This is a genomic window from Pseudoalteromonas sp. SR41-8 (assembly GCF_014163915.1).
GTDB lineage: Bacteria > Pseudomonadota > Gammaproteobacteria > Enterobacterales > Alteromonadaceae > Pseudoalteromonas > Pseudoalteromonas rhizosphaerae.
This window is the reverse complement of the sequence record NZ_JACJEE010000025.1, coordinates 22,049-36,043: the sequence shown is the minus strand read 5'-3', so window position 1 is coordinate 36,043 and position 13,995 is coordinate 22,049. Positions and strand designations below refer to the sequence as shown.

Annotated in this window: 11 protein-coding genes; 2 read left to right on the top strand and 9 right to left on the bottom strand. The window is 38.7% G+C overall.

Annotated elements, in window-relative coordinates:
- The 4 genes from H5162_RS15505 to H5162_RS15490 form a co-directional block, all read right to left on the bottom strand.
- On the bottom strand, positions 1–1,278 hold the full coding sequence (locus H5162_RS15505) for an ATP/GTP-binding protein (RefSeq protein ID WP_182778933.1): 1,278 nt from the start codon (positions 1,276–1,278) through the stop codon (positions 1–3).
- Positions 1,279–1,538: 260 nt separating this feature from the next.
- Entirely contained in the window at positions 1,539–3,881 is a 2,343-nt protein-coding gene (locus tag H5162_RS15500; protein WP_182778931.1) for a S9 family peptidase, read from the bottom strand.
- A gap of 196 nt (positions 3,882–4,077) precedes the next feature.
- The gene (gene tmpT, locus H5162_RS15495) at positions 4,078–4,719 is read right to left on the bottom strand and encodes a thiopurine S-methyltransferase (RefSeq protein ID WP_182759752.1); all 642 of its coding nucleotides are present in this window, start codon (positions 4,717–4,719) and stop codon (positions 4,078–4,080) included.
- Between the two features lie 9 nt (positions 4,720–4,728).
- Positions 4,729–5,220 (bottom strand): DUF2938 domain-containing protein, encoded by a 492-nt coding sequence (locus H5162_RS15490; RefSeq protein ID WP_145238984.1) that lies wholly within the window; start codon positions 5,218–5,220, stop codon positions 4,729–4,731.
- A 100-nt stretch (positions 5,221–5,320) separates the two neighbouring features.
- On the opposite strand from H5162_RS15490, the gene H5162_RS21420 reads away from it, so the two are divergent.
- Entirely contained in the window at positions 5,321–6,211 is an 891-nt protein-coding gene (locus H5162_RS21420; protein WP_257326690.1) for a LysR family transcriptional regulator, read from the top strand.
- Here H5162_RS21420 and H5162_RS15480 read toward each other — a convergent pair.
- From H5162_RS15480 to rmuC, 3 genes are read right to left on the bottom strand one after another with little or no spacing between them, the layout of a single operon-like run.
- Entirely contained in the window at positions 6,208–6,786 is a 579-nt protein-coding gene (locus H5162_RS15480) for a DJ-1/PfpI family protein (RefSeq protein ID WP_145238987.1), read from the bottom strand. The genes H5162_RS21420 and H5162_RS15480 overlap by 4 nt on opposite strands.
- A 16-nt stretch (positions 6,787–6,802) precedes the next feature.
- Positions 6,803–7,714 carry a hypothetical protein gene (locus H5162_RS21415; protein ID WP_259397117.1) on the bottom strand — a complete coding sequence of 304 codons (912 nt, stop codon included), beginning with the start codon at positions 7,712–7,714 and terminating at the stop codon, positions 6,803–6,805.
- Between the two features lie 5 nt (positions 7,715–7,719).
- Positions 7,720–9,189, bottom strand: coding sequence for a DNA recombination protein RmuC (rmuC, locus tag H5162_RS15470; protein ID WP_182731204.1), 1,470 nt, complete (start codon positions 9,187–9,189; stop codon positions 7,720–7,722).
- A gap of 215 nt (positions 9,190–9,404) precedes the next feature.
- Between rmuC and H5162_RS15465 the strand changes: the two genes are divergently transcribed.
- Positions 9,405–9,953 (top strand): hypothetical protein, encoded by a 549-nt coding sequence (locus H5162_RS15465; RefSeq protein ID WP_182731205.1) that lies wholly within the window; start codon positions 9,405–9,407, stop codon positions 9,951–9,953.
- Here the strand turns inward: H5162_RS15465 and H5162_RS15460 are convergent.
- Both H5162_RS15460 and H5162_RS15455 read right to left on the bottom strand, forming a co-directional pair.
- Positions 9,950–12,541 (bottom strand): serine/threonine-protein kinase, encoded by a 2,592-nt coding sequence (locus H5162_RS15460; protein WP_182778930.1) that lies wholly within the window; start codon positions 12,539–12,541, stop codon positions 9,950–9,952. The genes H5162_RS15465 and H5162_RS15460 overlap by 4 nt on opposite strands.
- A complete protein-coding gene (locus tag H5162_RS15455) occupies positions 12,525–13,514 on the bottom strand; it encodes an FHA domain-containing protein (protein WP_182759755.1) in 990 nt (329 codons plus the stop codon). The genes H5162_RS15460 and H5162_RS15455 overlap by 17 nt, the downstream gene beginning before the upstream one ends.
- Between the last annotated feature and the right edge of the window lie 481 nt (positions 13,515–13,995).

Here is a 13,995-nt window from a genome sequence, read left to right as displayed (position 1 = left end):
CTACACCTCAGCACTTTTACAAGGCTTAATGAAAGGCAAAGCCCCGTATCGCCCAGACAAATAACCCAATTCAATATTCTCTCGATCTTTTCGAGGGCTAAAGTCTGTCAACGGATATACTGTTGTTGCTTGTGATTTATCCTTTTCACAGAACCAAATTTGATCACGCCTGAATACATCTTGATTCAAAATTGATGTTTCATGTGTAGTGAAAATTAGTTGAGCATTTTTAGGATTAGTTTTACTACTATGAAATAAGTTAACTAAATATTTAACCATCTTTGGATGTAAGTTATCGTGTAATTCATCGACAATTAGAATGTAACCTTTCTCTAAAATATCAATCCATGGCCCTGCAAAGGAAAAGAATTTTTGAGTACCATCTGACTCTTCGGAAAAGTCTAAGGGAATTAACTTCCCAGACTTGGTTTTATGAACTGTTCTAATGTCAATAACTTCCTTCCCTTTCATTTCTTTCGTAATTTTTTCTTTCAACACTTCGGGAAAATCTTCAGGTAAAGTATTAGGGTCGAACTTCTCGGTTTCAATCTCAATATCATGAATATTAAAATCAGCCGACTGTAAAAAATCTAAAATTTGCTTTTTTGACTTTTCTTTTTCACATAGTGATGCTGTGTAACCTGGACCCCAGCCTCCAACATTAGAAGGTCTCAATTTGTCTTTGAACCAATTAAATGCAGGTTTTAATTGTTCACTATTTAATTGGACTGCTGTAGAGAGAAACAGTGCATTTGACCTAGTTGCATTTTGCCAAACACTTTTAGCTCCAGATAGATAATCACTAAACTTGTAGTCATATTCATTATTGTCTTTATCAAAAATACGAGAAAACCACCTTTGAGCCCTGCCTTTAGGATATGCAATCAACCACTCTGCTAGCAACTTTTCACTATTTAATGAAAATCCGTATTGAAACTTTACACCCTCATTAATAAAAATCATTTCGAACTCTGTAGGTTCATCTGGTGTCAAATCATCAAATAAAAATGGAGTAACGGGTAAAGAGTCCCCTTCTTGACTTTTTGAAGCGGAATTCCTAACAATCGCCTCCATATCCATTAACGCACGAATTAAATTAGACTTGCCGGCCGCATTTGCGCCATAAATGACAGCAGAGCGAAGCAATGGTGTATTTGTAATAGCTTCAGGAATGAAGGTATTAGTTGCTTCTAGCTCTTCTCCTTTAGCTTTTACCATGCTAAAGACTTGCTCTTCTTTAATTGAACGATAGTTTTTAACAGTGAACTCGATAAACATTTTACACCTTGCTTAAATATTATTTCTGGATGGATATTAGCATTTACAACTCACATGTCACCATTTAAGTCTAATTTTTGACAGTTTTTGTCAAAAAAGCAAACCTAATAGGAAGTAGCATCTATATTTATTAAGGTATTTCAGACTGAGGACTCTGTATTCAAACTTGAAATTTGTAAACCCCCGTTACGTTTTGATTAAAAAAGCCACACACTATTTGTTAGTATGTGGCTTTTTAGCATCTAACTTTTTTAAAGCGATTACTTATTCAATAAGTTCTTTTCAAAAAAATCGGCCATCATAGTGTGATAGTGCAAGGTGGTACCTTTGCCTTCTCGTAAGCTATGTGAGCGATTTGGATATGAGAAAAACTCAAACTGTTTGTTGTACTTAACAAGCTCGTTAATTAAACGCTCTGAGCCTTGGTAATGAACGTTATCATCCCCTGTGCCGTGAATAAGCAATAGCTTACCGGTTAGGTTTTTGGCAAAGGTAATTGGCGAGGTGTTGTCGTAACTTTCAGGATCGGTATTTGGGTTACCCGCATAACGCTCTTGATAAATAGTGTCGTATAAACGTATATCTGGCACCGGTGCTGAGGCAATACCGACTTTGAACTTATCGCCATGGCGGAACAATAAATTAAGGGTTGAGCTGCCACCGCCTGAGTGACCCCATACACCAACACGGTCGGTGTCTATTACATCCCAGCGTTTTGCCATGGCATCAAGCGCATCAACTTGGTCTTGTACAGTGACTGAGCCGATTTTTTTATAAATCGATTTACGCCAATCACGGCCTTTTGGTGCGCGTGTGCCTCGGTTATCAACCGATGCCACAATAAAGCCTTTTTGTGTTAGCAGTGATTTATACAAGTAGCTGTCGCCTTCAAAGCGGTCTTGCACTGTTGAGCCCCACGGTTCACCGTATACATAGAAAACAATCGGGTATTTTTTATCTTTATCCATGTTCTTTGGAAACATAATGTAGCCATCAAGCTCGGTGCCATCGCTCGCATTCACTTTGAAAAACTCATGGCTTGGTAAGCTTTGCTCAGCGAGTTTTTCTTTCAGCTCGTTATTTTCAACTAAGGTTTTAACATTACTGTGATCGCTCACTTTAATGATTTCTTTTGTTGGTGGGGTGCCAAATTTAGAGTAGCTGTGCATTGCCCATGAGGCATCTTTTGACATGTAATAGCTGTTTGAGCCTTCAAATTCTTCAGGGGTTACACGCACAGGTTTGCTGCTACCATCCAGTGGCGTGCTGTATAAATAACGCTGGCCAGGGTTCTCTGGCGAGGCGATAAAATACATGACGTTTTTTTCTTCATTGATAGTGAGCATATCAACAATATCGTAATCGCCAGGTGTTAGATCAATAATGGTTTTACCATCGCGCGATACACGGTAAAGATGACGCCAGCCGTCGCGCTCGCTGTGCCAAATAAAGAATTTGCCGTCTTTTGACCAGTTGGCTTTGTAAAACCACTCAATAAAGGCATCGTCTTTGTCTTCTAAAATTTTAGTCAGTTGCTGTTTTTGCCAGTCAAACAACCATACCTTGTTATGGCTTTGCGGGCGGTTTAGGTCTTGGATCATTAACTCATCCCCAGTACCTGCCCAGCTAATACGAGGAATGTAGCGGTCGCGGTTATCGCCTTCAAGTTTGGCCCAACGGGTTTTCTTATCAGCAAGGCTTACCACACCAACACGAACAGCAGAATTAGTTTCACCCGCCTTAGGGTAAGGGAATTCTTTAAGAGTAGGGTAGAGCTCATCAGTGTTGTTGATCATAGTGAAAAACTTCACATCGCTAGTATCAAGCTGCCAATAAGCGATTGATTTGTTATCTGGGCTCCAACGAAAGCCATCCGCAATGGTGAATTCTTCTTCGTATACCCAATCAAAGTTGCCGTTGACAATGGTAGCGCTGCCATCAGTTGTTAGCGCTGTTACGTCATTACTGCCAACCGCTTGCATATAAATATTGTTATCGCGCACATAAGCCACTTTTGAGCTATCTGGCGAGAATTTAGCAAACATTAACTTAGTAGGCTCAACGTCTGCGCCACCTAATTGCTGTAATTGATTGGTCTCAAGATTGAGTAACCAAAAATCCCCGCGGCTGCGTGAACGCCAAACTTGCTCACTATTGGTAAATACCATGAGCCATTTACCGTCTTTTGACCATTGGTAGCTTTCGATTGCAAATGGCTCGTCTGCGCCCTCTGGCAGTAGCTTTTCAAACTCAACTAATACTTTACGACCTGTACCGTCGGCATTGTAAAATACAATGTCGTTGCCTTTTACGCCGTGTTCTTTTTCATCATCAGCTTTGGCATTCTCAGCGTCGTCTTTTTTATCTTTCTCGCTTCCACGTTCTTCAAGCACGGTGTAGCCGGTGCCATCATCAAGCCATTTAAAGTAAGTGCTACGCTGCGCTTTGAAATATTTATCTTTATAGATTTGTTCAAGCGACAGTGGATTGCTAATTTGATTCATCGTTGTTGTAGCCGTGACGTTGTGTGTTACCGAACAGCCTGATAGCGACAGCCCAGCCAATACCGACAGGACAAGCCCTGAGGTTTTGATTATATTCATTATATGATCCTAAAAGTGCTGTTATTAGTTATTGTATTTGTTCAAATGGTTGAGGAAGTGACAAAATGATTCGCTCGTAAAACTGAGCAAGGTTAACTACAGATACTTTAGCAAAGTTTGCATATAAGATCAGAACGTTCATCGCAAGCATTCATCCATTGACCCCAAACATTACATGCAATATACAACATAAAGTTTAATCTTTTTTGTTTAACTGCCAAACAACTATATTTGCCGGTACAACGCCTTTAACTCCATTCGCAATAGCTTCACATCTAATTAGTTGTAGCGAATAAGCATGGTGATAGTGATCAAATACCTCTTGAGCGCTAATACTGTATGGTGTGCCATCGCGTTTAGACTGATCATATACACAACAAATAAGTAGCTGTGGTGCTTTTTGTGTGATCATCACTACATGCCTGCTATATTTTTTACGTAGTGTAAAAGGCAGGGCTACTAATGATCCGCGATCATATGTAACATCAACAGATCCAAGTAAGTTGGCGGTTAGTGCAAAAATATCTCCCACCCAAATAGCCAAATTATCCGCACTATACAGTTTAAACTTGTCGTGCACCGTTACTGTAGGTGCAACATTTAAAGAGCCAAATAGTTGTTTAATGGCGCTTTCACAGAGCTCAACGCCCACAACCTGTATATTCTGCTCGAGTAGCCATGCAATGTCGTTTGTTTTACCACATAAAGGCACGAAAACTCGGCCATTTTGAGGAATTTTCAAGTTAGTAAAATAACGATCTAAGTATGGATTTACTCGGCTTTCATGAAAACCAATATCATTGTTTTTCCAACGATTTAACCAATAATCAGCAGACATAGTAGCTCCTCAAAATAGCAATAAAACAAGCGAGCTGATATAAATTCCTGCACCAAATACACAATGTGATACACAGCTTTTAACTCTGGCCGACGCTGGTCTTGGCGTTTTACTCGCAGCAATACCCAGCCCAAGCGCAGGTTGCATAATAAAAAAAGGCATACATACTGTGGCTAAACCAAATATAAGGGCGGGTATTAGGCGGGGGGATACTAGCCAGTCATTTGACATAACCAATAAAAAAGTAAAACTAAAAATAACGCCTATTACATAATGGATAAACCAACCGATTGCGCATTCGCCTTTTTGCGATGGCGCTTTGTTTATTGCTGTATGTTTAAATTGACCACTTCGCATCAAGCTTATCCAGCGACCGACCATACAAAAGTTTAAAGATGGCACGCCAAACACTTTCGCAAGTAATAGCGACCAACTATCAAGCACTGCTGTTGCGCCTACACCGATAACAATAACAGCTACCCAATTAATACTGTGTTCCATAAAAATACTCTTTAACAAGAAAACCTAAGAGCAATGATATAGACTTACTAAAATGTTAAATATAAAGCTTTAATCAAACTTAAATTGCAAAAGTGGAATCATGCTAGATGATATAGTGCTGTTTGTGCACATAGTACAACAAGGAGGATTGTCTCAAGCGGGGGAGTATTTATCGCTGCCTGCGGCAACAGTTACGCGGCGTTTACAGCGCCTTGAATCTCGCCTTGGGCAAAAACTGCTGCATCGCTCTGCACGCCAATGCACACTCACACAACAAGGACAGGTGTACTATCAAAGTTATGCCAACTTAGTTGAGCAATTTGAACAAACTCGTTATCAACTCAATCAACAAAAAGAACAACTTAGTGGTAAGCTAAAAGTGCTCGCGCCACTGAATATCTGTCATGGTTTTTTAAAGCCGATGTGGTTGTCGTTTTGCAAGAAATACCCTGATATTCAGTTGGAGCTGATTTTAAGTAATCAACTTGACGATATTATTAAAAACCAAGCTGATTTAGCGCTCAGGATCGGCCCTCAAGCTGATTCGTTATTACAGCAAAAAAAGCTCGCAGAAGCCGACTCTATCTTAGTCGCATCACCTGAGTACCTAACAAATGCAGCAAAACTTGTTGAACCGAACGATTTAAAACATCACCGTTTAATTGGTACAACACTTAGAAATAAATGGCTATTAACGAACACGCAATCATGTGCTACTTACACACACATGTGCCGCTTTAAAAGCATTTATAACGATACTGGCTTTGTAAAATATCAAGTTGCGGATCATCAAGGTATCGGTTTGTTACCGCGCTTTGAAATTATAAATGAGCTACAAACAAAAGAGTTAGTTAGAGTATTGCCACTATGGCAAAGCCTGCCGCGAGAAATTTATGCCATTTGGCCAAGTGGTCGTTTACTTAGTAAAAAAGCGGTTTGTCTTAGAGATTATATGCATAACTTTATCAGTGAACAGTTACCGAACAGTTAAATTTTTTTGTGCCACTGGTACTGCATTTGTTTTGCCGTAAGCTCTGCAAGCTCAGGGCTCCCCAGCTCAGCAACTAATTGCAAGCTCATATCAATTCCTGCAGAAATACCCGCTGAAGTGGTGAATTTATCTTGTGATACCCAGCGCTTATTACTGATCACATTTAACCGAGGGAACATATTAGCGAGATCCGCAAGATCTTCCCAATGCGTGGTAACCGTTAAGCCATCGAGTAAACCCGCTTTGGCCAGTAAAAAAGCGCCTGTACACACTGAGGCAACTTTAGCAGTAGCACCAGCGGTTTCTCGTATCCAGTTTATTACGGCAGGTTTTTCAAGTTCAACAGTGTGTACACCACCAACAACAATGAGCAAATCAATAGCGGGGTGATCAACAAAACTGTAATGGGGGTTTACACTAAAACCACCGCGCGCCATAACAGGTGTATTGTTTTCAGCAATAAGACACACCTGCCAATCGTTATTAGCGAGTCGTTTAGCGGTACTAAACACCTCGAATGGGCCTGAAAAATCCAGCACTTCGGCATCATCGTAAATATAAATACCAATGTTCATCGCTTGCTTGCCTTATCTACTTTGCTTCATTCACGTCAAACAGTAATTTTAACCACCTTAAATCTTTAGCATCTAAGTGCGCTTGTTTATGTAGCGACGAGTCATCATAAACTTCTTTATAAACATGACAAATAGCTGCTTCAGTCAGCTCTCGCCAAGTATCATTAGCTAATTCAGGAATAGATCCATCAGCTAAGTTAAAACTAGTTAAGGGATCATGTTCCGCTTCGGTTGTTCTTAATGTAAGTGCTAGTTCTTGTAAAATAGGGTTAATAACTTGCACTGTATTCGAGGCTTCAAACTCTTGTATTATACTATTTTGTGCTTCTTTTACTGCTTTTTCGAGCTGATACTGTGATAACTTATCGCCAGATGCGCGTATACCATATTTATTAAATAGCCCAGTAAAACTAGGTAAGACCGCTTTTGCAGCAATCGCCGCACCAATAGCAGGGTTTGCAATGGCAGCAAGGCCGCCTACTAATAACATGCCATAAGTAAGCTTTCGATCTAACGCGTCGATGTCATTGGCAAGTGATTGCAAGGTGTTAGTGCGCTCTGCAGCTTGCTGTAGCATTATTTCATTAGTACTATTTAACATGTACAGCCTAAGCCCAGCTTCAGCATGCTCATTAGGAAAATGAAAAATGCGCCGCTTGGGTAGATTATTCACTTCTGGTACACCGTTAGGTAAACAACGCATAGTATGTAAAGCAAACTTATACTCTGATAATTCAAAAGGAATTACAAAATAGTGCTTTTCGTCAAATGATATCGGACTTACTTTTCCACAATGTTCTAACGATATGAAAATAGGTAATCCATTGACCTTTTCTTTGGCTAAAACATAGCCTTTATTAAGCTCATCAGTAAACTTATCTGATACCGATTTTAGCGTTGCAATTCCTTTGTTTAACAGCTGTTTCATTTTCTCTATTGATCCAATTCAAGGTGAGCTCTCTCAACACTTTCCTGAGGTAACTCTTTTTGCACCGACACCCCTAACTCTTTAAATTCAGATGCTTGTTTAATTAAATTGCCTTTTCCGCGATATAACTGCGAAAACGCTTTGTCATAACTTTCTTTGGCTTTATCTAGTTGCTTACCAACGCCTTCCATACTGGTTAAAAAGCCGTTGAGCTTGTTATAAAAACGTTCGGCGCGGTTTGCCAATTCTTTGGAGTATTTAGTTTGCTCCTCAAAGCGCCATAACTGTTTCACGATATTTAAGCTGGTTAAGAGGGTAGTGGGGGTGGCAACCAGAATGTTCTTTTCTATCGCTTGTTGGTAAATATCACTTTGGTATTTAAGGGCTTCAACAAAAGCTGATTCTATCGGCACAAACATCACCACCACTTCAGGAGAGTTAAGCCCAGGTAAGCGATCATATGATTTACTCGCCAGCTCATTAATACGCGCTTTTACAGCCTCAACATGCTCTTTAATTGCTTGTTGAGCCTGCAGTTCATTATCTGCATTTACGTAGCGAGTGTAAGCGTTTAGCGAAGTTTTAGCGTCAATCACTAGATGCCGACCTTGAGGTAAATACACCACCACGTCAGGGCGCAGGCGGCCTTCTTCGGTATTAAACGATACCTCGCGTTTATAATCAGTACCAGCGCGCAGTCCTGCGCTGTCTAACACGTTTTCAAGCATTAATTCGCCCCAATTACCTTGGGTTTTCTTTTGCCCTTGCAATGCGTTACTGAGCCTGTCTGCTTGCTCAGTGATTGCTTGGCTTTTCGCTTGTAGATGTAATAACTCTATTTTCAGAGCTTCACGTTGTTTTACATCTTCAACATGAATTGATTCCAATTTATCCCTGAAGCCTTTTAGCTCACCTTGGACAGGTTTTAACAGCTGCTCAATACTTTCTTGATTAAGGACTTTAAATTTTTGCGATTTTTCTTCGAGTATTTGATTAGCAAGGTTTTCAAACTCTTTTTTAAGCTGCTCTTTGCTTTCTTTAATATGTTGTAACTGCTGCTCAAAATGGCTTTGCTTTTGCTCAAGCATAGTGCGCATATTATTGAGCTCAACATCACGGGCATTGTATTCGCTTCGTAGTGTTGTTAAATCAGCTTCAGCCTTGCGCCAATAATGATTGTATTGCTGGCTTTGCTTTTCTTGCTCAGTGAAGCGGGTTTTATAGTGCTGAGTTTCGTCGCGTTGTTCTTGGTGGCTTTGTTTAAGTAAATCGTGTTCATCTATCAAGGCAGTATATTGCTGCTGTTTTTCATTGGACTGTGTTTGCAATAAAGCTAGTTGTTGCTGCTGCTCACTTAGCTCTGCTGTTAGTCGCTTACCACGGCTTGCATTAATAACACTAAAAAGCACCGCGCCAACACTAAAACCAATTCCAACACTTACCCAATCAATGTCTGTAAGTAACTGTATATACATAAATAAACTTTAATTAGCCAAAAGACAGTTCATGATAGCCAATCTAAAAATACCAAGATAGGTTTTTTTACTTTTTTATGACCCGAAAAATTATTACAGGACATTACAAAATACTCATCTTAATTCGTTATATAAACTATTTTATTCTACACTCAGAATAATTATAAAAACCAACAAGTGGTTTTTACTTATACAACAATACAAGGACTGAAAAAATGAACGAAATCAATACCCCAAATATTGAAGTGCAATGTAAAGCAGATAACTACTTTTCCGTTAAAACGTTAACTGTTTTACCTCATACTCAAGAAAATTGGTTAACGTTTTTCAATAGCGAAACAAACCCAACTGAATCACTAAGTGTTTTATTTAATAATGCTAAAAATAACGATGCAAAAAGCATTGAGAAAAAACAATATGTAGAGCTTATTATCAGCCTAGATCCATCAGTGGCTGCCGATTGGGAATTTTATGGGAATGGCGTTGAATACTGTGGTGCAGATAGCAATTGCCAATATAATATCTCTACCGAGATCACAGATGGCAACACTTTAGTTTTAACAATTGCTCAAGTAGAACCAACCTACGAATTTTTAGGTGTTGATAAAGACAACCTTGAAAAAGTTGTTGAAGTAACCGAAGGCAAAGAAACTGAGTATTTACCTATTTCGTTTAGGTATACAGCTAAACACGTACCTTCGGGCAAGATTTATATGTCACAAGATCCAAAAATTGTTGTTCGTAGGCCGGGGGCAACTCTTTAATTTAAAACACTAGCACAACTAAAAGAGGAGTCATATTGCTGCAATAACGCAATAAACTCTTCTTTTTGGCACCAAGATTTAAACCAGGGTAAATTAAACCACATCGGGTGATAACCTATCGCTAATGACTTTTCTATATACATTAACGCTGACTGATATTCACCAATCACACTATATACAAGCGCTGCAGTGAACACATATTCATTGTGATCTGACGCAATACTAATTGCCTTATTTAATGCTTGTAAGGCAAGTTTAGCTTCGCCAAGTTGGCTATATGCTTGCGCGACTTCTAAATAACTATCAAGAGTTAGTTTATCTTGCGTAAGCTCAACTACCTTTAAATAATTTGCGGGGTATGATTCACTAAGCCCTAAAGCCTTTTCAATATCAGCTAGGTTAAGGCGAAAGCTGATATGCTCTGGGTTTATATCAACCGCCTGTTGGGCAACTACTAATGCTTGCTCAAACTCTCCTTGTAACGAATACGCAATACTTAAGTTACTTAAATCTATGCTATCAGGTTTAATCTCAATAGCCTGTTTATATTGCTTTATTGCAACTACTAATTCCCCTTCGGTAAGGGCAATATCGGCCAATAATTGATTTGCCATGTAGTTTTGAGGACTTACGTTTATAACTTCATTAAGCAGCTGCTTTGCTTCTTCAATTTGACCTTGCCACCACAGTACTTGCGCCAAATTCTGTTTTATAATTGGGCTGACACGTATTTTTAATGCAAGTTCAAACGCCTGTTGTGCTTCAGGCAACTGATCTTGTTGTAAATATAATAAACCCTGTAACTCATAAAGCGTTAATGTATTAGCTCCAACTTGCTCAGCTTTAGTCAAGTACTGTTTAGCCGCTAACCAATCTTGTCTAGCAACCGCGATCAGCATTGCATTTTTAGCAAATGCAGGGGTGTTTTGATACGCAGTTGGTGAGTTAAAAAGTAACTTATTGGCAATATCTAAATACTCTGTTTGCTGTGATTGCTGATACAAACTCAGTGCGACTTCACGTAGTAACTCATAATTGGCATATAACTGCGGGGTTTGTTCAATAGCCTCTTTAATACGCATAAATAATTGCTCAGTGTAATCACCTACTTGCTGCACTTTTTGATAAAGCTCTATATGCTCAATTTGTACTTTGTCACTAAGTTGCGCCATTGCAATATATTTACTATCAAAATCAGGAAAAAGAGCTGTTAATTGCTGACTGCTTGAATGGTACATTTGACTATAGTTATCAGTAATAATCGGCCATTGCTTGCGCGCTTTTACCGTCCAATTTGGCGCCTCGAGCCGAACTAACGTTAAATAGCATTGTGGTTGCATACAATTAAGCTCAGCGGTCACCACTTCTTGTGCTCCCGTTGCTTGCTTTAATTTATGTAACTTATCTGCAAAAGTAAGTTTAGCCTTGCCGCTTTGTACAATAGGCGCAACCTCATCCTGCGAAATAAGATTTAACTGCTTACTATTAATAATACTTTGCCTAATAGCATCATCAATTGTGGCTTTGAGCATATTTGTATCTGCGGATAACAGTGCGGCTGATTTTACCACCGGAGGTAAAAATGCAACATAGTGCTCTGCTGGTTTATGTACTTGCAGCTTATACATTAATCCTGTTGCAACCACGGCTATGCAAAGCAAAGTCCCTAAAAAAACAGTCTTTTTAGGCGGTTTTTTTTGTAATGCGAGTCGCTCTAGTGGAACTGTGTCTTGCGCCAAAATTTCTTGCTGTTTAATAGCTATAATAACGGCTTGTAACTTACGCTCTACACTTTGAGCATCAACAGGGCGGCGGTCTTTTTTTCGTTGTAATAATTGATTTAGTAAATCACATAATTCATTAGGTAACTTGGGAATGATCTCATGTGCATTACACGCTTTACCGTTGGCAATATTATTAGCAATCGTTTGCGCAGATCCTTCACCAAATGGATGACGGCCACTAATAAACATATAGGCCAGCATACCAAAAGAAAATAAATCACTGCGAAAATCTAACGGCTGTTTATTAAGCTGCTCAGGGGACATCGCACTAGCACTGCCAAAACTGGATTCATCACGTTGCTCACCAAGCGGCTTATTTTGTAATGTTGCAATACCAAAATCGGTGATTTTCAATTCATTTTTATCAATTAAAATATTGCTAGGTTTTAAATCACAATGCATTACATCTTGACTATGGGCATGGGTTAGACCAGCACACAGTTGTGCTAATAAATTAAGCTTTTCGGAGAGTGTGGTGACGTGCTGATGTTGAAACTGCTGTAATGTTTTACCTTTTAAGTACTCCATTACAATACAAATTTGCTGCTCATACAAAAGTACATCGTGTATTTGTACAATATTTGGGTGATTTAAACGGGCAAGCAGCTGTGCTTCAACCAAGGGATCGCTATGTTCTACTGAGTGCTCAGTAGGCTTTAATAATTTAATCGCAACATAGCGCTTTAAACGTGTATCCTCTGCAAGATACACACTTCCCATTCCTCCTTGGTTAAGTAGCTTAATTAATTTATAGTTAGTGATGACTTTATTAAATTTTAATACTGTTTCATGCTCTAACGACATCCGAGGTACTCTCTAATTCACACCCTTTATAAATCATAAAGGATGCACCAGCAAACCGCACTTTTCGCAATTGTCTTTCGATTATATTTTCAGCATCATGAACATTGACTAGAACTTCTGAAAACTGCTTACGAGCACGATGTATCTGTATATTTAAATAGCGCATGTCGACACCTAAATCTTTCACTAATTGCTCCGTATTTACCCAACCTTGGTTAGCTGGTAATACTCCTTTTTTAGCATCTAAAGCTCTATAGCGCGCTAAATTTAAGGTTAAATAGTGATGGCAGCGAACATGCAAATCAAAATCTTTATTATTATTGTGATGTTGAACTTTTAATTCTGATGTTTCTTCGTCCAAACTTAGGTTAAAAATAAAGTCTAAATCACTTATATACAATTGTGGTACAGAGCTCATCTGGGTTGCAACTTCCAGATGGCTAGAAAGAAACATCCATTGTTTGCCACCTAAGGTAATAATACTATGATCTTCTAAGACTTCTCGTATCGTAAACTCATCATCGTGTAATGATTCTAACAACCATTGGCCGCTACTTTGCTCAAAAACAACCACGCTATCAGGTTGCTGCTCTGGCAATAGGTGGTAATGATTAAGCTTAATTGTCTCGGCTGTTTTACTTTGCTCGTCATCTAACTTAATTAATTGATCCGTAGGTGGACTGAGATCTTTAACTACATAAGTAACCTCTGAATTACCGGCAAAATAAATCTTATCGCCAATACTTAATTCTTCAGAGTCATCCTTCACCAAACGCTTATGATTTAACCAAGTACCATTCAGGCTTAAGTCACGGATATACCACTTCCCATTCAACCACTCAATAATGGTGTGTATTTTCGACACGCTTAGATCGTTGACAAGTGTATCTACAGAATATTGAAACCGCCCAAAACTATGATGCGCATATAAAAAACAATATTCGCTTGTATGTTTATTAATTAAATAAGCCATTATCACTACCTTTAAAGAATGACGAGGTATGTGTCTAACTATTGATATTACAATCAATTCTCCATAATAGACACAACCAAATCAAAATGAAACAAAAAATTAACATTTAATGAATTCATAGATTTATCCGCAAACAATTGCGGCCAGATAACAGTATTTTAGAAATAAAAAGGCAAAATAAACATTACGTACTATTACAGCAATCTTTTATTAAAGGGATAAGTAAAAAGAGTGAAATATAAAAAAAGCCAGCTTAAGGTAAGCTGGCCTAATATTACTAAAATAAGTAACTAAAACTTGGGAATCAACATGATGCCTGCGGAAACTGCAATTTAACAACAAGCATAATAGTAGACGCCCCTAAGTTAACTTAGTTCAAAAATAAATTTAAATTTATTGAAATAATGCAACGGCTCCCAATTGCAGACATAAAAAAAGCCAGCTCAAAATGGGCTGGCTCAATCATTACTAAAACTAGTAA